We start from the raw sequence: 19,104 nt of genomic DNA, 5'->3' as shown, positions 1-19,104 counted from the left end.
CGGCGCTGCCTGCAACAGCCGCCTTCCCTGATGGCCGATTTGGCGGTGAGTCCAGCCTGGCCGCTTTCGGTACAACGACATGCATAAAAACGGAAGGTTAAAGCACGCGGCCTGGATCCTATTCCACCATGATACGGCATGGTCGACGTACTGCGGCGATGTTTGGGTACCGCGGTGCATGGTTGGGAAGCGGACCTCGCTCTGTCTGCAAGGTGGCAGAGACAGCAAAGGAGAGCCTCGCCTTCCCTTGCGACACCTGCACCCCGCTGGATTCCTTCACGCGTCGCGATGTAAGCTTGACCGACAATGCAGGGAGAAGGTGATGCTGCAGACCAGACAGGATGCTCTCGGCGAGCGGTTCCGGTTGCAGCGCGCCGCCTTCGAGGCGCAGCCCTTTCCGGACCTTGGCGTCCGCAAGGACCGTCTGAAACGCCTGCTGGCGCTCACCGAGCGGCATGAGACGGACATCTGCGCGGCGATCGACGCCGATTTTGGCGGCCGCTCGGCACACGAGACGCGCCTGGCGGAACTGTTTGTCGTGCGTGCCGGCATCCGCCACTCGCTTTCCCATCTGAAGGGCTGGATGCGGGAGCGTCGTGTTGCCACCACCATGCCGTTCCTGCCGGGTAGAAATCGTCTCGTGCCGCAGCCGCTCGGTGTCGTCGGGGTCGTATCGCCCTGGAACTATCCCTTCCAGCTCGCTGTCGCGCCGGTCACCGCGGCCCTCGCCGCCGGCAATCGCGTGCTCGTCAAGCCGTCCGAACTGACGCCGGCTTTTTCCGCGCTGCTGGCGCGACTGGCTGGCGAGCATTTCGCGCCGGATGAGCTCAGCGTCATCGCCGGCGACGCCGAGGTGGGAAAGGCTTTCGTGTCGATGCCGTTCGATCATTTGCTGTTCACCGGTTCGACCGCGGTCGGCCGCCAGGTCGCGATCGCGGCTGCTGCCAACCTGACCCCGGTCACGCTCGAACTCGGCGGCAAGTCGCCGGCAATCCTCGATCCGTCCTGCGATCTCGATGCGGCGACATCCAGCATTGCCTATGGCAAGCTGTTGAATGCCGGGCAGACCTGCATCGCTCCGGACTATCTTCTGGTACCGCAAGGGCAGGCAGGCACCGTCGCCGCGAAGCTCGCAACCGCGATAGCGCGGCTCTACCCGACCTTGCGCGACAACCCAGACTATACCGCCATCGTCAGCGACCGGCACCACCAGCGTCTGCGCGACATGATCGCGGAAGCCCGCGATGCCGGCGCCGATATCACCGAAATCAACCCGGCCGGCGAGGAGCTTTCCGCAAGTCGAAAGTTGCTCCCGACCCTGGTCAGGAATGCCAGCCCGGACCTACGGCTGATGCGCGAGGAGATTTTCGGCCCGGTGCTGCCGATCGTCGAATACGCCACTCTTGACGACGCGATCGACCACGTGAACCGGGCGGACCGGCCGCTGGCGCTCTACTGGTTCGGGAGCGACGGCGGCAACCGCCAGCGCATCCTGCGCGAGACGGTCGCCGGCGGCGTCACCATCAACGACTGCATGCTGCATCTGGTGCAGGAAAACCAGCCCTTCGGCGGTGTTGGCGCCAGCGGCATGGGTGCCTATCACGGCGAATGGGGTTTTCGCACTTTCAGCAAGGAGAAGCCGGTTTTCCTGCAGTCCCGGCTGAGCGCCGGAGGGCTTCTGCGTCCGCCTTACGGCAAGACGTTCGAGCGGATTTTCAGCCTGCTCCGGCAAATCACCTGACCGAAGCCTGTCTGTCGGGAAAACCTGGCCGGGGCGCAGGCGCGGCAGATCGTCTTTGACTTGCCAGAAGGGCTTCAATATCAGGCTTTGACGATCGGAACATCGCCTCCGATCGGGGCCATCCATTTTCACGCCTTCGTCGAGCGACCTACGGATTCCGCACATGGCCATGGATTCGACCGCACCTGTGCTGATCTTCTATGCCCGCAACGACGCGCTTGGCGACGGATTGCTGCGGATACCGGCATTGCGCGCCGCACGGACGGCTTTCCCGCGGAGCCACATCGTCTATGGCAGCTTGGGCAGGTCCTCGCTCACGGGCGTGCTGCGCAGGCACGTCGCCCCCCTCGTTGACGATTTCAGGACCGTGCTGCCGCTTTCCGCCATTTTGGCCGAGTTCGCGCCGCGCGGGGGAAAGGCAACGGTCGTCGACCTCCGCGCGGGGGTACCCGGCCTGATGGTGACCGGATTGCAGCTTCTCGGTCGCGGCGTCCGCTACGAGCCGAATTTTGCCGGCCATCTTCTGTCGTTGCGATGGGGCACCAGATGGACGCTGCGTCCCGAACACAATGCCTGGCGCTATCATCGGCTGATCGAGCGCCTGGCTGGCCGGCACCTGCCGTTCGACCATAGGCTGGACGTGCCGCTGGCCGCCCGCGCCCTGGCGCGCCGGCTTCGCGGCGCGGACGACCGTCCGCTCGTGCTTCTCGGCGGCAACGCCAGGAGCAACAAGTCCATGAGCGAGGCCCAGATATCAGCCATATCAGGCAATCTCATCGATGCCGGCTACCAGGTGCTCTATCTGGTGACTCCTGGCAACGGACCGACGTGGCAGACCCTTGCCGCCAAGGAACCTCGTTTATCCGTGGTCGGTCCGGATCTTGGGCTCGATACCGAGGCGTTCGGTGATCTGCTGCTCGCGCTCGGCGAGATGGCGACCGCCTATGTCGGCATGGAAGGCGGTCTTGGGCACCTGTTCGCCGCAGTCATGACCCCGACGGTGATCGTCAACAACGGCGCCAACATGGAGCGTTGGCGACCGCTGTCGAATATGGTCGAAGTGGTGACGGCGCCGAGGCGTGGCGGGTCGGCCGATATCGCCGACACGCCGGTCGAGGCCATTCTCGAAGCCACTCATCGCTTGCTGGCCACCAGCCGTCGCGACCACCCGGCACCGGCGCGTTAAGCTTATATTCACCATGATCCGGCAGGTTTCCAATTCTGCGGTTATGTCTTGAGTACCGCGGCGCCACAGGCGCCCAGGCAACTGCCCGCGCCTCTTCGGAGGCGCGGGTTTTGTCATTTCCGAATGACCGCGAATCGGTGGCCGCCCGCTTCCAGTTCCTGACACCGTGCACCAGACCGGACGGAACGATGAAGCCGCCGCCGGTCTCGAGGATTTCTGTCCGGCCGTCTATGTCACCTCGAAGCGGCCCAGGGTGAAGCAGTTCCTATGGCAAAACCCGCGGGGGAGCCGGTCCGTTCTCGCCATTTTCCCGGCGTGATCCCGGTAACGCGTTTGAAGGCGCGACTGAATGCAGCCTCGGATTGATACCCAACACCGGCAGCGATACTTGCGAGACTTTCGTGGCCGAAACGCAGACGCTCTCCAGCCAGCTGGATCCTCCAGCTCGTCACGTATTCGATCGGCGGGCGGCCGAGCAGCGCGTTGAACCGCTCTGCAACGATCGTGCGCGATGAGCCAACCTTGTCGGCAATCTGACCAACGGTCCAGTGGCGCGCGGGGTCGGCGTGGAGAAGCTGCAGCGTCCTTCCGACAATCGGATCGTTCAGCGCCGCGAACCAACCCTTTGAGCCGGGTGGAAGCCGGGCGACATGGCGCCTCAGCAGTTCGACGAACAGAAGCTCCATGAGCCTTCCAAGCATCGCCTGCGAACCCGGCGCCGCCGCCTCGACGTGCAAATCGATTTCGCGCACGGTTGAGGCGATCAGGGCGCCAACCTTGTCGTCCGACATCTTCTCGACGATGAGCGCCGGAAGCGTGCGGAACACCGGCGCGAACAGAAATTCCGAAGACTCGAGGAAGCCGCAGACCATGCGCAATTCGTCACCGCCGCCGCCATAGTTGACAGTCCACATCCCTTCGATGCGACCAGGCTGAACGATGTGTCCGGCTTCGGCCATGACCAGCGGTTCGCCCTTCCAGATCTTGTGATGACCGGCGAATGGCAGGAACAGCAGATCGCCAGCAGTGACTTCGCGCCGCTCGCCGTTTGCAGCCTCGAAAGTGCAGTTGCCCGTCACGACAAAATGGAAAATGCTGATATGGCGCAGGTGCGCCATGGGGGCGGACGGGTCGTAGTATTTCGGGGCCACGACGCCGAACGGCGCGCTAAAGCAGGCGTTCAGAAAGACGGAGCCGGTCAGTCTTACGGCTTTCAGCATTTCCGACAACAGGTCCGGCCCGGCAGGAGGCCCGTGATCCGGTGTCCCTGCATGTAAATCCGATGTTGCAATCATTGTTGAACCTCGAGTCGGGCGTCTACATCTCCAAACGCTGCAGCTCAGCCGAATAGTCCCCATCCGATGGCCTGACCTTGTCATCCGTCGAGCTCAGCAAAAACGCAACATTTCCGCGAACCAAATGGAGACACCAGGATGTTGAAACTTGCCTGCACACTTGCACTTCTGCTTGTTGGAACAGCGCAGCTGCTTGCTGATGATATGCCAATGAATGCCGACAGCATCAAATGGAGTCCTGCTCCTGCTGTCCTTCCAGCTGGCGCGCAGTTCGCGGTTGTTGCAGGCGATCCGTCAAAGGACGGCATCTATGTGCTGCGGCTGAAGATGCCCGCAGGCTACAAAATTCCCGCGCACAACCACCCCACCTCGGAATATGTGACGGTGATTTCCGGCAGCTTTCATATCGGCATGGGCGACAAGCTCGACGAGGCGAAGGGTATCGAACTGACGGCTGGCGGCTTCGGCGTTGCCCCGACTGGAATGAATCACTACGCGTGGACGACAAGCGATACGATTGTCCAGGTTCACGGCGAGGGCCCCTTCGCGATCACCTACGTCAACCCGGCGGACGATCCGAGCAAAAAGTGACAATTCACTGGTCGTAAGACACCCCATCGCACGTCGATACCAGTCGCGGATCGACGTGCGCCACGCTGGCGTAGCGAAGTGCAATGCATTGCCAAAGCACTGCAACAGCTCGTTGCTGGGCAGCATCGTGTGCCCACCTGCCATTTCCACGCCACGCAACGTTTCCAATTTTCAGGGATTTACGATGAAGAAAACGATTTTGATCACATCTGCAATGATTTTCATGACGAGCTCTGCCTTCGCGGCCGACGCCATCGTCGATGGCGAGCCAGCGCCGGTTGAAGCGGGCTTTACCTGGTCTGGCCTCTATGCCGGCATTCACTTCGGTTACGCAGCCGGAAAATCCGATCTTTTCATCGGGGACGTTGGCAGCTCAATCGATCCGGACGGTTTTATTGGCGGCATCCATATCGGCGTCAATCAGGAAATGGCGAACCGCTTCGTGCTCGGTGTCGAGGCTGATGTTACGGACAACAATGTGGATGGGCTGACGACCTTGGACAACGTGTTGCTCAGGAACGAAGTCAAATGGTCGGGTTCGGCGCGGCTGCGGGCCGGCTACGCTTTCGATCGGACTTTGCCTTACATCACTGCCGGCGTGGCCGCGGCCAAATATGAATTGACTGCATCCAGCGTCAGCGTCGGTGAAATACCACTCCACGAGGAAACCCATATTGGCTGGACGGTTGGGGCTGGCGTCGAGCATGCCTTCACTGACAAATGGATCGCTCGGGTCGAATATCGCTATTCCGACTTCGGCAGCAAGGACCTCTCGGCAGCGACCGGATTGGTCAAGGCGAACGTTGATCTCCAGACGCACGATATCCGGGCCGGCCTAAGCTACAAGTTCTGATCCGCATCCTTCCCACCGATGCCCCGGCCACTGCGCCGCCTGTTTTCGCCATGATGCGGCAGGTTCGTATTCCTGCGGTGATGTTTGGAGTCTCGCGGCGCAAGAGCGCGCAGGCGGCAGCCCGCGCCTCTCCGGAGGTGCGGGTTTTTTCGTTTGCGAGATGTGCTGGACCAAAGCGGCGCGGGCACCTTCCGGCGCGCACTGATTCCACTCGATCAGGCGAGGAAATCAGCCCGGTGCGGCGTGAAACTGTCGACCAGCCGCCCTGCCTCCAGGGCCTTGACGCCGTGCACCAGACCGGACGGCACGATGAAGCTGCCGCCGGCTTCCAAAATCTCGGTCCGGCCGTCAATGGTCACCTCGAAGCGGCCTTCGGCGACATAGCTTGCCTGGACGTGCGGGTGCGAATGCAGGGCGCCAACGCCACCCTTGTCGAAGCCGAACTCGACCATCATCAGTTCATCGGTGTGCAAGAGAACACGGCGGCGATTGCCGTCCGCCGTCGCCGTCCAGGCACCCTCGCCGGCATGCGCGAAAATCCTTGCTTGAGTCATCGTCCCTCCTCATCGCGCCAGACAGCCGGGCCCGCGGCAGCATATTTCAGAGCCGATAGGCTTTCTTGGCGAGCGTATAGGCCAGTTCCCGCGCCAGCTCATGCGCCTCGTCTTCGCGCAGCCTGTGCTCGGCGACGAGTTTGGCCAGGAAAGCGCAGTCGACCCGGCGCGCCACGTCGTGGCGCGCCGGAATCGACGGAAAGGCACGGGTGTCGTCGTTGAAGCCGACGGTGTTGTAGAAGCCGGCCGTTTCGGTGGTCATCTCGCGAAACCGGCGCATCCCTTCCGGGCTGTCGTGGAACCACCACGCCGGGCCGAGCCTCAGCGCCGGGTAGACGCCGGCCAGCGGCGCCAGCTCGCGCGCATAGCTGCTCTCGTCGAGCGTGAACAGGATGATCGTCAGCTCGCGCTCCAGCCCGACACAGTCGAGCAGCGGCTTCAATGCCGAGACGTAGTCGGTCCTGGTCGGAATATCGAAACCCTTGTCCCGGCCGAATGTCTCGAAGATGGCGCGCGAGTGGTTGCGCTGGGAGCCGGGATGGATCTGCAGGACCAGCCCGTCATCCCGGCTCATCTTGGCCATCTCGGTCAGCATCTGGGCGCGAAACAGCCGCTTCTCGCGCTCGTCGCCCGAACCATGGCGAACCCGATTGAACAGCTCTTCGGCCGCCGCATCGGAGAGATTGGCGGTCTCGGCCGTCGGATGACCGTGGTCGGACGAGGTCGCGCCAAAGCTTTTGAAGAAGGCGCGCCGCTGGCGATGCGCATCGAGATAGCCGGCCCAGCGGCCCGTGTCGCAGCCGGTGATCTCGCCGAGCCGGTCGAGATTGGCTGAAAACCCTTCGAAGTCGGGATCGACGATTGCATCCGGCCGGTAGGCGGTGACGACCCTGCCCTGCCAGCCGCTGTCGCGGATCATCTGGTGCCATTTGAGATCGTCGAGCGCGCCTTCCGTCGTCGCGATCACCTCGATGTTGAAGCGCTCGAACAAAGCGCGCGGGCGGAAATTCTCCCACTGCAGCAGCGTCGCGATGGCGTCGTAATGGCGGTCGGCGGTCGCGGCGTTCAACGGCTCCTCGATGTTGAACAGATGCGCCAGCACATGGTCGAACCAAAGCCTGGTCGGCGTGCCGCGGAAGAGGAAATAGTTTTCGGCAAAGCGCCGCCAGATCGCCCGGCCGTCGGTCTCCACCGGTGCGCCGTCCAGCGTCGCCACGCCGAGATCCTCGAGGCGCACGCCTTGGCTGAACAGCATGCGGAAGATGTAGTGATCCGGCACGATGAGCAGTTGCGCCGGATCGGGAAACGGCTCGTTGAGCGCATACCAGCGCGGATCGGTGTGGCCGTGCGGGCTGACGATCGGCAGATCCTTGACGCCGGCGTAGAGGCCGCGGGCAAGCGAGCGCGAATGCGCCTCGGATGGAAACAGCAGGTCCGGATCGGTCAGCGCGACCATGGGAAAAGCGGCTCCTTCCAGATTGGTTATCGGTACGTTCGCCCAGAGGCGATGTCAACGTCGCCTCCGAAACAGGCATCCTTGCGGCAGGCGGAAACAGGTGTTACGCCGCTTGTCATCCGCCGCGCCGGGATATCTCCATGCCACGCTGCCCAAACCCCTTAGCTCCTGCAATGCGATGACCAGCAGCCATCTGTCCGACACCACGCTACAACAGTTGCCCAAGCGGGTCGCAATCCCGGGATACGACCGCAGCAAGGTCATCCCCGGTATCGTGCATCTCGGCGTCGGCGCCTTCCACCGCGCCCATCAGGCGGCCTACGTCGACAACTGCCTGGCGGCGGGGGGCATGGACTGGGGCATCGTCGGCGTTTCGCTGCGCAGCGTCGATACGCGCGACGCGCTCTCGCCACAGGATGGGCTCTACACGCTGGCAATCAGGAGCAGCGGCGAGGAGAAACTCCGCGTCATCGGCTCCATCGGCTCGATGCTGGTGGCGCCGGAAGACCCGTGCGCCGTGCTGGCCGCGCTGACCGATCCGCGCACCCGCATCGTGACACTGACGATCACCGAAAAGGCCTATCTGAGGGCAGCGGGCGGCGGACTGGACACCGCTCATCCCGATATCGTCCATGATCTGGCGAATCCGCAAATGCCGAAGACCGCGCATGGTTTTCTCGCCGAGGCGCTTGCCCGGCGACGCGACGCCGGCACGCCGCCCTTCACCGTGCTCTGTTGCGACAACCTGCCGGCCAACGGCGCCACGCTGCACCGGCTGCTGACCGAATTCGCCGAATTGCGCGATGCCAGGCTCGACCAAATGGGCGATACCAGGCTCGGCGCGAAGGGCGATGCCGGGCTCGCCCGCCACATCGCCGACCAGGTTGCCTTTCCGTCGAGCATGGTCGACCGCATCGTGCCCGCAACCACCGACGCCGACCGGGCAAGGATCGCCGTCGAACTCGGTGTCGAGGACGCCTGGCCGGTCATGACCGAGCCATTCTGCCAGTGGGTGATCGAGGACCGGTTCCCAGCGGGACGACCGGCTTGGGAACGGTTCGGCGTCACCATGGTCGAAGACGTCGGGCCGTTCGAGGACATGAAGCTCAGGCTGCTCAACGGCGCGCATTCGGGGATCGCCTATCTCGGCCTGCTCAGCGGTCACGCCACCGTCGACCGCGCCTTCGCCGACCCGGCGATACGCCAGTTTGTTGACGCATTGTGGGCCGAAGCCATTCCGACGTTGCCCGAGGATGCCGGGCTCGATACATCAGCCTACACGGCCGAACTCGCGGAGCGTTTTTCCAACACCGCGCTCGCCCACCGCACCGCGCAGATCGCCAATGACGGCAGCCAGAAACTGCCGCAGCGTATCGTCGCGTCGGCCATCGAGCGCCTCCATGCAAGCGCCGCGCCAAGGCATCTTATGCTGGTGGTGGCCGCCTGGATCGCGGCCTGCGAAGCGCGTGGCAAAGCCTTGCCCGAGGCGCATTTCACTGATCCGCTCGACGTGCCGATGACAGCAATCTGTGGCAACCGCCTGTCGGCCGCCGAGACTGTCGCCGCGGTGTTCGACCTGGCCGGCTTTGCCAAGGGGGAGCCAGGGCGCGAAAGATTGATGGAGCTCACAGCCAACCATCTTGAACAGTTACGCCGTGGCGGACCGGCGGCTGCCTTCGCTGCATTGGGCAGCTAAACAAAAAGCGGGGCAAGCCCCGCTTTTTCCAATCACGATCGCGATCCGGCTCAGGCCGGCAGGATGGCGCCTTCCAGCGTGGTGAGTTGGCTGAGGAACTGTTCCGCCTTGCTGCGGGCCTGGTCGTCCTTGGCGTCGGCGGCGTCTTCCTTGGCTTCCTGGATGCGGCGCGCGAGATCGGCACGATCGACATCCTTCACCGCGACAGCCGATTCCGCCAGCAGCGTGCAACCGGCCGGGACGATGTCGGCGAAACCGCCGAACACGACATAGCGCTCTTCGCCACCCGACGCAGTCTTCACCGTGACGACACCCGGCTTGATGGTGGTCATGACCGGCGCGTGATGCGCCATCACGGTCATCTCGCCTTCGGCGCCTGGAATGACGACGGACTCGACCTGCTCGGAAACCAGCAGGCGCTCTGGCGAAACCAGTTCGAATTTGAAAGCTTCAGCCATGATCAATTTAGTGAGTAGGGAATAGGAACTAGGCAGTAGTAAGTGGTCCTGACCGGCCCACATCACGCAGCTGCTATTCCCTACCCGCTACTGACTACTCCCTATTCCCTAAATTAAGCCGCTTCAGCCGCCAGGCGCTGTGCCTTCTCGACTGCTTCCTCGATGCCGCCGACCATGTAGAAGGCAGCTTCCGGAAGGTGGTCGTAGTCGCCGTTGCAGAGGCCCTTAAAGCCCTTGATGGTGTCGGCGAGGTCGACCAGCTTGCCCGGCGCGCCGGTGAACACTTCGGCGACGAAGAAGGGCTGCGACAGGAAGCGCTCGATCTTGCGGGCGCGGGCCACCGTCTGCTTGTCCTCTTCCGATAGCTCGTCCATGCCCAGGATGGCGATGATGTCCTGCAGCGACTTGTAGCGCTGGAGGATCGACTGCACCTGGCGCGCGACGCCATAGTGCTCGTCGCCGACGACCAGCGGGTCGAGCATGCGCGAGGTCGAATCCAGCGGATCGACAGCCGGGTAGATGCCCTTTTCGGCGATGGCGCGGTTCAGCGTCGTCGTCGCGTCAAGGTGGGCGAACGAGGTCGCCGGCGCCGGATCGGTCAAGTCGTCGGCCGGCACGTAGATGGCCTGCACCGAGGTGATCGAACCCTTGGTGGTGGTGGTGATGCGTTCCTGCAGCGCGCCCATGTCGGTGGCGAGCGTCGGCTGATAGCCCACGGCCGACGGGATACGGCCGAGCAGAGCCGACACTTCCGAACCCGCCTGCGTGAAGCGGAAGATGTTGTCGACGAAGAACAGCACGTCCTGGCCCTGGTCGCGGAAATATTCCGCAACCGTCAGGCCGGTCAGGCCGACGCGGGCGCGCGCGCCCGGCGGCTCGTTCATCTGGCCATAGACGAGTGCCGCCTTGGAGCCTTCGCCGCCGCCCTTCTTATTGACGCCGGATTCGATGAACTCGTGATAGAGATCGTTGCCTTCGCGGGTGCGCTCGCCGACGCCGGCGAACACCGAGTAGCCGCCATGCGCCTTGGCGATGTTGTTGATCAGTTCCTGGATCAGCACGGTCTTGCCGACGCCGGCGCCGCCGAACAGGCCGATCTTGCCGCCCTTGGCGTAGGGCGCCAGCAGGTCGAGCACCTTGATGCCGGTGATCAGGATCTGGGCCTCCGTCGACTGCTCGACATAGCTCGGAGCCGGCTGATGGATGGAGCGCATTTCGATCGCGTCAACCGGGCCTTCTTCGTCGACCGGCTCGCCGATGACGTTGATGATGCGGCCGAGCATGCCCGGGCCGACCGGAACGGTGATCGGCGCGCCGGTGTCGCGCACTTCCTGGCCGCGTACCAGACCTTCGGTCGAGTCCATGGCGATGCAGCGCACGGTGTTTTCACCCAGATGCTGGGCAACCTCGAGCACCAGGCGATTGCCGACATTGGTGGTCTCGAGCGCGTTCAGGATCGCCGGCAGGTGATCGCCGAACTGCACGTCGACGACGGCGCCGATGACCTGGCGAACCTTGCCGACGACGCCGGTCGCCTTGGTGGCCACTGCCGATGTCCTGGCTGCGGCGGCCTTTGCGGGTGCTGCCGCCGTCTTTGCCGGAGATACCTTCGCCGGAGCCGCCTTGGCTGCCGCTGCCGGAGCCTTTGCCGCCTTCGCGGGGGCTGCGGTCTTCGCGGCTGCGGCCTTGGGGGCCGCCGTATTGGGGGTCGCTGCTTTCGCCATCGTCTTTACCCTTTTTCGTCCTTTGTTTCTCACGCGGTCCGGTCGCGGGTCGATGACCCGCGAACCGCGCCTAGAGCGCCTCGGCGCCCGAAATGATTTCGATCAGTTCCTTGGTGATCTGCGCCTGCCGCTGACGGTTGTAGGTGATCGACAGCTTGTTGATCATCTCGCCGGCGTTGCGCGTCGCATTGTCCATGGCGCTCATCTTGGCGCCCATTTCGCCGGCCGCGTTTTCGAGCAGCGCCCGGAAAACCTGCACCGAGATGTTGCGCGGAATAAGGTCTGAGAGGATTTCGCCCGGCTCCGGTTCGTATTCGTAGACGGCGTTGCCACCATCCACCGCCTCTGCGGGAGCGGAGGCGAGACCGGCCGGAATGATCTGCTGCGTGGTCGGGATCTGGCTGATCACCGACTTGAACTGCGAATAGAACAGCGTGCAGATGTCGAAGCCGCCCTCGTTGAAGAGGTTGATGACCTTCTTGGCGATGGCGTCGGCATTGACGAAGCCGAGCGTCTTGACTTCGCGCAGGTCGACGCGCTCGAGGATCATCGATGCATAATCGCGGCGCAGGATATCGAAACCCTTCTTGCCGACGCAGATGATCTTGACCTGCTTACCGTCGGCCAGCAGCTTGCGGATATGGTCGCGGGCAAGGCGCGCGATCTGCGAATTGAAGCCGCCGCACAGACCGCGCTCGGCGGTGCAGACGACGAGCAGATGCACGTCGTCCTTGCCGGTGCCGGTCATCAGCGCCGGGGCATCGCCGCCGCCGCCGATAGCTTGGGTGATATTGGCCAGTACGGAACCCATGCGCTCCGAATAGGGACGCGCCGCTTCCGCGGCCTCTTGCGCGCGGCGCAGCTTCGCCGCGGCGACCATCTGCATCGCCTTGGTGATCTTCTGCGTCGCCTTGACCGAGGCGATACGGTTACGAAGGTCTTTTAGTGAAGGCATGCTTCAAACCTGATCCCGTCGTCCGGCTTCGTTCAAGCAAAGGTCTTGGCGAAGGCGTCGATTTCCGCCTTAAGCTTCGCGCGCAGATCGTCCGACAGCGCCTTTTCCTTGCGAATGGCCTCGAGCACATCCTTGCCGGCCGCACGCATGTGGCTGAGCAGGCCATGCTCGAACTTGCCGACCTGGTTGACCGGCAGCTTGTCGAGATAGCCGTTGACGCCGGCGAAGATCACCGCGACCTGCTCTTCCGTCTTCAGTGGCGAGAACTGCGGCTGCTTCAGCAGCTCGGTCAGGCGCGATCCGCGGTTGAGCAGGCGCTGCGTGGCGGCGTCGAGATCCGAGCCGAACTGCGCGAAGGCCGCCATTTCGCGGTACTGCGCGAGCTCGCCCTTGATCGAGCCGGCGACCTGCTTCATCGCCTTGACCTGCGCGGCAGAGCCGACGCGGCTGACCGACAGGCCAACGTTGACGGCGGGACGGATGCCCTGGAAGAACAGATTGGTTTCCAGGAAGATCTGGCCGTCGGTGATCGAGATCACGTTGGTCGGGATGTAGGCCGAAACGTCATTGGCCTGCGTCTCGATGATCGGCAGGGCGGTCAGCGAACCGGCGCCCATGTCGTCATTGAGCTTGGCGGCGCGCTCGAGCAGGCGCGAATGCAGATAGAAGACGTCGCCCGGATAGGCTTCGCGGCCCGGCGGGCGGCGCAGCAGCAGCGACATCTGGCGGTAAGCGACGGCCTGCTTCGACAGATCGTCGTAGCTGATCAGCGCATGCATGCCATTGTCGCGGAAATATTCACCCATGGTGCAGCCGGCGAACGGCGCCAGGAACTGCATCGGCGCCGGATCGGACGCGGTGGCGGCGATGATGATCGAGTATTCCAGCGCGCCGCGCTCTTCCAGCACCTTGACGAACTGCGCGACCGTCGAGCGCTTCTGACCAACGGCGACGTAGACGCAGTAGAGCTTTTCCTTCTCGGGGCCGTTGTCGTGCACCGACTTCTGGTTGAGCATCGTGTCGAGGATGATGGCGGTCTTGCCGGTCTGACGGTCGCCGATGACCAGCTCGCGCTGGCCGCGACCGACCGGGATCAGCGCATCGATGGCCTTGAGGCCGGTCGACATCGGCTCATGCACCGACTTGCGCGGGATGATGCCGGGCGCCTTGACGTCGACGCGCTTGCGCTCGACTGCCTTGATCGGGCCCTTGCCGTCGATCGGGTTGCCGAGCGCGTCGACGACGCGGCCGAGCAGGCCGGGGCCGACGGGAACGTCGACGATGGCGCCAGTGCGCTTGACGATGTCGCCTTCCTTGATGTCACGGTCGGCACCGAAGATGACGACGCCGACATTGTCGGCTTCGAGGTTGAGCGCCATGCCGCGGATGCCGCCGGGGAATTCGACCATCTCGCCGGCCTGGACGTTGTCGAGGCCGTAGACGCGGGCGATACCGTCACCGACGGACAGCACCTGTCCTACTTCGGAGACCTCGGCCTCCTTGCCAAAATTCTTGATCTGGTCTCTCAGAATTGCGGAAATTTCCGCGGCGCGGATGTCCATCAGCCGACCTCTTTCAGTGCAAGCTTGAGCGAATTGAGTTTGGTTTTGAGCGACGTATCGATCTGGCGCGAGCCCATCTTGACCACCAGCCCGCCGAGCAGCGACTGATCGACGGTGACGGAAATGGCCACATCCTTGCCGGCAACGCCCTTCAGCGCCGCCTTGAGTTCGGTCTGCTGGGCGGCGGTCAGCTCATGAGCCGACGTCACTTCGGCAGCAGTCTCGCCACGATGTTCGGCGGCGATCTGGCGGAATGCCCTGATCATGCCGGGGATGGCGAACAGCCGGCGGTTCCTGGCGACGACGCGCAGAAAATTGCCGGTGAGGCCGGTGATCTTGGCCTTGTCGGCGATCGCCGCGATAGCCTTGGCCTGGTCCTCGCTGGAAAACACCGGGCTGTTGATCAGCCGGGTAAGATCGGCGCTGCCCGCGAGCATCGCTTCGAAACTGTTGAGGTCGGCCTCGACCTTGGCGATGGAATTTGCCTGCAGCGCGAGTTCGAACAGCGAACCCGCATAGCGTTCTGCGACACCTGAGATTGGCGATGACGATTGGGCCACGGACCGTCTTTTCTCTTGTCTGACAGGCCGCAGATTGTTGGCGCGAGCAAAAACTCTGGCTAAATCTTTGACCTTACTGCATTTTTTCGAGCACGGAGGCGCGGCTTCCGCTATCCCCGGCCGAAAGTCGATTGCCGTCTAGCACAGGCATTTTAAGACCGCAATGCGTCGTTCCGCATGGTTTTCAGGCACTATTGTCGCATCCGGCGAAAGTCACCCGTCTTGCGCCCCGGAATAGCTAAGGATTCAAGGCACAAAGCCGAAGGCGAAGGCGAGCGGCAACGCCGCCAGCGCCAATTCCACCACAATGGAGACCCAGTTGAAAGGCGTGTTGGCGCCATCCGACATCATCGACAGCAGCCTGCCGAAGGCGGTGAACAGCCAGGAGAAGCCAAGCGTCATGTAGATCAGCGGCTGCGCCAGCAGGATGCAGCACAGGCCGACGCCGAGATAAAAGCCCGACATTCTGCCGCGCCCCTCGGCGATCGCCGCCGCCTTCTCGGGCTTGACCTGCAAGCGCAGGACACGAAAGGCCAGGGCAGGCGCCAGAAAAAACAGAAGACCGAGCAGCGCGGTGACGACCGCGCTCGACCAAGCCAGCCATTCGCCCTGGCTCATCGGCCATGGAAACGCAAAATCCATCGTGTCCCCTCGAAATGCCTGCTTTGAAATTCCGGGCATTCTAGCCAAGGCGCAGACATGCGCCAGATAGGCGTCGGCGATTTTCGAGCGGAAGCCGGTCAGCCCAGCGCGAACTCGACCGCCGCTTCGACATGAATGCGCGTCGTGTCGAAGACCGGGATGTCGAAGTCCTGCTGGCCGATGAGCATGGTGATCTCGGTGCAGCCCATGATGACGCTGTCGGCCGCCTCTTCGCGCCGCAGGCGTTCGGTCTCGGCAATATAGGCCGCCTTGGAGGCTTCGGCGACGACGCCCTGGCACAGTTCCTCGTAGATGACGCGATGGACCATGTCGCGCCCGGCCGCATCGGGCACGACGGGCCGCAGACCATGTTTGTCGGCGAGGCGGCCCTTGTAGAAATCCTGCTCCATGGTGAAGCGGGTCGCCAGCAGCGCCGGGCGCTGCATGCCGGTGCGCTTGATCGCCACCGCGGTGGCGTCGGCGATGTGGATCAGCGGGATCGATACGGACGCCTGCACCTGATCGGCCAGCCTGTGCATGGTGTTGGTGCACAGAAGCAGGCCCTCCGCGCCGCCCGCCTCGAGCTTGCGCGCCGCTTCGACGAGAAGCACGCCGGCGCCGTCCCAGTCGCCATGATGCTGCCGCTCGGCGATCTCGGCGAAGTCGAACGACCACAGCAGCAGTTTCGCCGAATGCAAGCCGCCCAGGCGCTCGCGCACCATCTCGTTGAGCAGGCGGTAGTAGATGGCGGTCGATTCCCAGCTCATGCCGCCCAGAAGGCCAAGGGTTTTCATCTTCCATCTCTCTCCGGCTTGGGCCGAGCGCTGATATCGCGACCCTACAAAAAGCTCTGCGGGTCGATGTCGACCTGCACCCTGACCGAGCCGCGCTGCTTCGGCCCGTTGGCCAGCATGGCGCGGATGAAGCCTTGCATGTCGGCGCGCTTTTCGCCCTGGATCAGCAGCCGGAAGCGGTGACGGCCGCCGAGCAAGGACAGCGGCGCCTCGGCCGGCCCGAGCACGAACAGGTCGGTGGCCTCGGGCGCGGCGCGACGCAGGCCGCGTGCGTGGCCCTCGGCTTCCGCTCGCGTCACCGCGCTGACGATGACGCCGGCGAGCCGGCCGAAGGGCGGCAAGGCCGCCCGCTCGCGCTCGGCGATCTCGCGTTCGTAAAAAGCCTCGGCATCGCCGGAGACGATCGCCCGCATCACCGGATGATCGGGTTGGAAGGTCTGCAGCAGGCCGAGGCTCTTCTTGCCGGTGCGGCCGGCGCGGCCGGTCACCTGGCTGAGCAGCTGGAAGGTGCGCTCGGCGGCGCGCGGATCGCCATTGGCCAGGCCGAGATCGGCGTCGACGACGCCGACCAGGGTCATGTTGGGGAAGTTGTGGCCCTTGGCGACCAGTTGCGTGCCGATGACGATGTCGGCCTCGCCATTGGCGATCGCCTCCAGCTCCAGCCGCAGCCGCCGCACGCCGCCCATCAGGTCGGACGACAAAACGATGGTGCGCGCGTCGGGGAAATGCGCGACGACCTCCTCGGCGATGCGCTCGACGCCTGGCCCACAAGCCACCAGATGATCGAGCGTGCCGCATTCCGGGCAGGCCTCGGGACGGCGCTCATTGTGCCCGCAATGATGGCAGACGAGCTGGCCGCGGAAGCGATGCTCGACCAGCCAGGCCGAGCAGACCGGACAGCCGAAGCGATGGCCGCAGACCCGGCACAGCGTCAGCGGCGCATAGCCGCGCCGGTTGAGGAACAGCAGCGACTGCTCCTTCCTCTCAAGCGTCTGGCGCATATGGTCGAGCAGCACCGGAGACAGGAAGCCGCCGCGCGCGGGCGGCGCGCGCCGCATGTCGATCGCCTTGAGGTGCGGCAGCGCCGCCTCGGCGAAGCGGGCGGTGAGCACGGCCCTGCTGTATCGACCCTGCTGGGCATTGACGCGGCTTTCGACCGATGGCGTCGCCGACGCCAGCACGACCGGAAAGCTGCCGATATGGCCGCGCACCACCGCCATGTCGCGCGCATTGTAGAAGACGCGGTCTTCCTGCTTGTAGGCAGGGTCGTGTTCCTCGTCGACGACGATCAGGCCAAGCTCCTTGAACGGCAGGAACAGCGCCGAACGCGCGCCGGCGACGACACGCACGCCGCCCTCCGCCACTTGCCGCCAGACCCGTTCCCGCATCCTCGGCGGCAGGTCGGAATGCCATTCGCCCGGCTTGGCGCCAAAGCGTTGCTGGAAGCGTTCGAGAAAGGCATGCGTCAGCGCGATCTCCGGCAGCAGGATCAGCACCTGCTTGCCCTGGTCGAGCGCCGCCGCCACCGCCTCGAAATAGACCTCGGTCTTGCCCGAGCCGGTGACGCCGTCGAGCAGCGCGACATTGAACACGCCGGCTGCGACATTGGCGCGCAGCATCAGCGCCGCGTCACTCTGGTCCGGCATCAATTCCGGCATGGCATAGCCGGAATCGGGCGCGGCCACCACCGGTCGCGGCGGGATCATCACCGTCTCGAACACGCCTTGCGCCTTCAGGCCGTCGATCACCGTCGACGATACACCGGCCGCATGGGCGAGGCCCGACCGCGTCCAGGCAAGACCGCCTTCGGCTGTCTCCAGCACGCGCTCTCTCGCCCCCGTCATCCGGTCGGGTGCGATGCGGGTGCGTTGCAGCCCTTCGATCCACGGTTCGGGATCGAAGGCCTCCGGCGCCCTGAGCAGCATGCGCGCCACCATGCCCGGCGGCGACAGCGTGTACTGCGCCACCCAGTCGACAAAACGGCGCATCGCGCGGTCGATCGGCGGGCAATCGAAGACCTGCTCGATGGGACGCAGCTTTCTTGCGTCGACCTTCTCGACGGCGCCATCCCAGACGATACCGGCGACCTGGCGCGGGCCGAGCGGCACACGCACGATCGAACCCGGCACCACACGCATGCCTGTTGGCACTGCGTAGGTGTAGGGGCGTTCTGCGGGCATCGGCACCAGCACCGGTGCGGCCGCGACAAAGGGCGAATCTTCGATCATGAGGCGTGACCTTGCCCCGACTTTGGTCTAGATCAAAGCGCAACGCTGAACGTGCCCTTGTCGGCACGACGAAATCGTCAGGAGACCGCCATGAAATTTTTTGTCGACACCGCCGACATCAAGGATATCCGTGAGCTGAACGATCTGGGACTGCTCGACGGCGTCACCACCAACCCGTCGCTGATTCTCAAATCGGGCGGCAAGATCGCCGACGTCACCAAGCAGATCTGCGATATCGTCGAAGGTCCGGTCTCGGCGGAAGTCGTGGCGACCGAGTACAAGGACATGATGGCGGAGGCCGAGGTGCTGGCCAAGATCGCGCCCAATGTCTGCATCAAGGTGCCGCTGACGCTCGACGGACTGAAGGCCTGCAAGACGATCCGCACGCAGATGAACCGCATGGTCAACGTCACGCTCTGCTTCTCGGCCAACCAGGCGCTGCTCGCCGCCAAGGCCGGCGCCTCCTTCATCTCGCCCTTCGTCGGCCGCGTCGACGACACCGGCTCGGATGGCATGGAATTGATCCAGGAGATCCGGCAGATCTACGACAATTACGACTTCCAGACCGAGATCCTCGTCGCTTCGGTTCGCACCGTGAACCATGTCAAGCAGGCAGCACTGATCGGCGCCGATGTTGTTACGGCCCCGCCGGCGACGCTGAAAGCGCTGGTCAAGCATCCGCTGACCGACAAGGGCCTGGAGCAGTTCCTGGCCGACTGGGCGAAGACCGGCCAGAAGATCGGCTGAAGCCAGTCGCCGCTTTGACAAAAAAGGCCGGGCAACCGGCCTTTTTTCATATGCGCTTCCGA

Annotated in this window: 17 protein-coding genes; 6 read left to right on the top strand and 11 right to left on the bottom strand. The window is 64.0% G+C overall.

Going from position 1 to position 19,104, the window contains the following annotated elements; all coding sequences use genetic code 11:
• The first annotated feature begins 322 nt into the window (after window positions 1–322).
• Window positions 323–1,741, top strand: coding sequence for a coniferyl aldehyde dehydrogenase (locus BLS48_RS06640; RefSeq protein WP_091576170.1), 1,419 nt, complete (start codon window positions 323–325; stop codon window positions 1,739–1,741).
• Between the two features lie 163 nt (window positions 1,742–1,904).
• Window positions 1,905–2,927 (top strand): glycosyltransferase family 9 protein, encoded by a 1,023-nt coding sequence (locus tag BLS48_RS06635; RefSeq protein WP_091576169.1) that lies wholly within the window; start codon window positions 1,905–1,907, stop codon window positions 2,925–2,927.
• A gap of 233 nt (window positions 2,928–3,160) precedes the next feature.
• Here BLS48_RS06635 and BLS48_RS06625 read toward each other — a convergent pair whose 3' ends face one another.
• Entirely contained in the window at window positions 3,161–4,285 is a 1,125-nt protein-coding gene (locus tag BLS48_RS06625; protein ID WP_167364960.1) for an AraC family transcriptional regulator, read from the bottom strand.
• A gap of 75 nt (window positions 4,286–4,360) precedes the next feature.
• Between BLS48_RS06625 and BLS48_RS06620 the strand changes: the two genes are divergently transcribed.
• Entirely contained in the window at window positions 4,361–4,813 is a 453-nt protein-coding gene (locus BLS48_RS06620; protein ID WP_091576167.1) for a cupin domain-containing protein, read from the top strand.
• A gap of 184 nt (window positions 4,814–4,997) precedes the next feature.
• Window positions 4,998–5,666, top strand: a complete 669-nt coding sequence (locus tag BLS48_RS06615; RefSeq protein ID WP_091576166.1) for an outer membrane protein — start codon at window positions 4,998–5,000, stop codon at window positions 5,664–5,666.
• 215 nt (window positions 5,667–5,881) lie between these two features.
• On the opposite strand, the gene BLS48_RS06610 is transcribed toward BLS48_RS06615, so the two are convergent.
• Both BLS48_RS06610 and uxaC read right to left on the bottom strand, forming a co-directional pair.
• Window positions 5,882–6,220: a cupin domain-containing protein gene (locus BLS48_RS06610; RefSeq protein WP_091576165.1), complete on the bottom strand. Its 339-nt coding sequence runs from the start codon at window positions 6,218–6,220 to the stop codon at window positions 5,882–5,884.
• 46 nt (window positions 6,221–6,266) lie between these two features.
• Window positions 6,267–7,676 carry a glucuronate isomerase gene (gene uxaC, locus BLS48_RS06605; protein WP_091576164.1) on the bottom strand — a complete coding sequence of 470 codons (1,410 nt, stop codon included), beginning with the start codon at window positions 7,674–7,676 and terminating at the stop codon, window positions 6,267–6,269.
• A 178-nt stretch (window positions 7,677–7,854) separates the two neighbouring features.
• Here uxaC and BLS48_RS06600 point away from each other — a divergent pair, with 178 nt between their 5' ends.
• Window positions 7,855–9,372 carry a mannitol dehydrogenase family protein gene (locus BLS48_RS06600; RefSeq protein WP_091576163.1) on the top strand — a complete coding sequence of 506 codons (1,518 nt, stop codon included), beginning with the start codon at window positions 7,855–7,857 and terminating at the stop codon, window positions 9,370–9,372.
• Between the two features lie 50 nt (window positions 9,373–9,422).
• Here the strand turns inward: BLS48_RS06600 and BLS48_RS06595 are convergent, their stop codons facing one another.
• From BLS48_RS06595 to BLS48_RS06560, 8 genes are all read right to left on the bottom strand, one after another.
• Window positions 9,423–9,830, bottom strand: a complete 408-nt coding sequence (locus BLS48_RS06595) for a F0F1 ATP synthase subunit epsilon (RefSeq protein WP_010912151.1) — start codon at window positions 9,828–9,830, stop codon at window positions 9,423–9,425.
• A 113-nt stretch (window positions 9,831–9,943) separates the two neighbouring features.
• A complete protein-coding gene (atpD, locus tag BLS48_RS06590; RefSeq protein ID WP_167364959.1) occupies window positions 9,944–11,554 on the bottom strand; it encodes a F0F1 ATP synthase subunit beta in 1,611 nt (536 codons plus the stop codon).
• A gap of 70 nt (window positions 11,555–11,624) precedes the next feature.
• Window positions 11,625–12,509: a F0F1 ATP synthase subunit gamma gene (locus tag BLS48_RS06585; RefSeq protein WP_091576162.1), complete on the bottom strand. Its 885-nt coding sequence runs from the start codon at window positions 12,507–12,509 to the stop codon at window positions 11,625–11,627.
• 32 nt (window positions 12,510–12,541) lie between these two features.
• Window positions 12,542–14,071 carry a F0F1 ATP synthase subunit alpha gene (gene atpA, locus BLS48_RS06580; RefSeq protein WP_091576161.1) on the bottom strand — a complete coding sequence of 510 codons (1,530 nt, stop codon included), beginning with the start codon at window positions 14,069–14,071 and terminating at the stop codon, window positions 12,542–12,544.
• A complete protein-coding gene (locus BLS48_RS06575; RefSeq protein ID WP_091576160.1) occupies window positions 14,071–14,631 on the bottom strand; it encodes a F0F1 ATP synthase subunit delta in 561 nt (186 codons plus the stop codon). Before BLS48_RS06575 ends, atpA begins: the two co-directional genes overlap by 1 nt.
• Before the next feature lie 246 nt (window positions 14,632–14,877).
• Complete coding sequence (locus tag BLS48_RS06570) at window positions 14,878–15,273, bottom strand: AGROH133_08824 family phage infection protein (RefSeq protein WP_091576159.1); 396 nt, start codon at window positions 15,271–15,273, stop codon at window positions 14,878–14,880.
• A 98-nt stretch (window positions 15,274–15,371) separates the two neighbouring features.
• Complete coding sequence (locus BLS48_RS06565; RefSeq protein WP_091576158.1) at window positions 15,372–16,067, bottom strand: aspartate/glutamate racemase family protein; 696 nt, start codon at window positions 16,065–16,067, stop codon at window positions 15,372–15,374.
• Window positions 16,068–16,111: 44 nt separating this feature from the next.
• On the bottom strand, window positions 16,112–18,295 hold the full coding sequence (locus BLS48_RS06560; RefSeq protein ID WP_091576157.1) for a primosomal protein N': 2,184 nt from the start codon (window positions 18,293–18,295) through the stop codon (window positions 16,112–16,114).
• Window positions 18,296–18,385: 90 nt separating this feature from the next.
• On the opposite strand from BLS48_RS06560, the gene fsa reads away from it, so the two are divergent.
• A complete protein-coding gene (gene fsa / locus BLS48_RS06555; protein WP_091576156.1) occupies window positions 18,386–19,042 on the top strand; it encodes a fructose-6-phosphate aldolase in 657 nt (218 codons plus the stop codon).
• Window positions 19,043–19,104 lie beyond the last annotated feature (62 nt).

The sequence above is a fragment of the Mesorhizobium qingshengii genome, from assembly GCF_900103325.1.
GTDB lineage: Bacteria > Pseudomonadota > Alphaproteobacteria > Rhizobiales > Rhizobiaceae > Mesorhizobium > Mesorhizobium qingshengii.
The sequence above is the reverse complement of the archived record's forward strand: the minus strand, read 5'-3'. Positions and strand labels throughout refer to the sequence as shown.

Coding starts and splice junctions, on each gene's coding strand:
- atpA (WP_091576161.1), bottom strand. CDS start 14,071: ATGGACATCCGCGCCGCGGAAATTTCCGCAATTCTGAGAGACCAGATC.
- BLS48_RS06640 (WP_091576170.1), top strand. CDS start 323: ATGCTGCAGACCAGACAGGATGCTCTCGGCGAGCGGTTCCGGTTGCAG.
- BLS48_RS06620 (WP_091576167.1), top strand. CDS start 4,361: ATGTTGAAACTTGCCTGCACACTTGCACTTCTGCTTGTTGGAACAGCG.
- BLS48_RS06585 (WP_091576162.1), bottom strand. CDS start 12,509: ATGCCTTCACTAAAAGACCTTCGTAACCGTATCGCCTCGGTCAAGGCG.
- fsa (WP_091576156.1), top strand. CDS start 18,386: ATGAAATTTTTTGTCGACACCGCCGACATCAAGGATATCCGTGAGCTG.
- atpD (WP_167364959.1), bottom strand. CDS start 11,554: ATGGCGAAAGCAGCGACCCCCAATACGGCGGCCCCCAAGGCCGCAGCC.
- BLS48_RS06635 (WP_091576169.1), top strand. CDS start 1,905: ATGGCCATGGATTCGACCGCACCTGTGCTGATCTTCTATGCCCGCAAC.
- uxaC (WP_091576164.1), bottom strand. CDS start 7,676: ATGGTCGCGCTGACCGATCCGGACCTGCTGTTTCCATCCGAGGCGCAT.
- BLS48_RS06560 (WP_091576157.1), bottom strand. CDS start 18,295: ATGATCGAAGATTCGCCCTTTGTCGCGGCCGCACCGGTGCTGGTGCCG.
- BLS48_RS06595 (WP_010912151.1), bottom strand. CDS start 9,830: ATGGCTGAAGCTTTCAAATTCGAACTGGTTTCGCCAGAGCGCCTGCTG.
- BLS48_RS06600 (WP_091576163.1), top strand. CDS start 7,855: ATGACCAGCAGCCATCTGTCCGACACCACGCTACAACAGTTGCCCAAG.
- BLS48_RS06570 (WP_091576159.1), bottom strand. CDS start 15,273: ATGGATTTTGCGTTTCCATGGCCGATGAGCCAGGGCGAATGGCTGGCT.
- BLS48_RS06625 (WP_167364960.1), bottom strand. CDS start 4,285: ATGGGGACTATTCGGCTGAGCTGCAGCGTTTGGAGATGTAGACGCCCG.
- BLS48_RS06565 (WP_091576158.1), bottom strand. CDS start 16,067: ATGAAAACCCTTGGCCTTCTGGGCGGCATGAGCTGGGAATCGACCGCC.
- BLS48_RS06615 (WP_091576166.1), top strand. CDS start 4,998: ATGAAGAAAACGATTTTGATCACATCTGCAATGATTTTCATGACGAGC.
- BLS48_RS06610 (WP_091576165.1), bottom strand. CDS start 6,220: ATGACTCAAGCAAGGATTTTCGCGCATGCCGGCGAGGGTGCCTGGACG.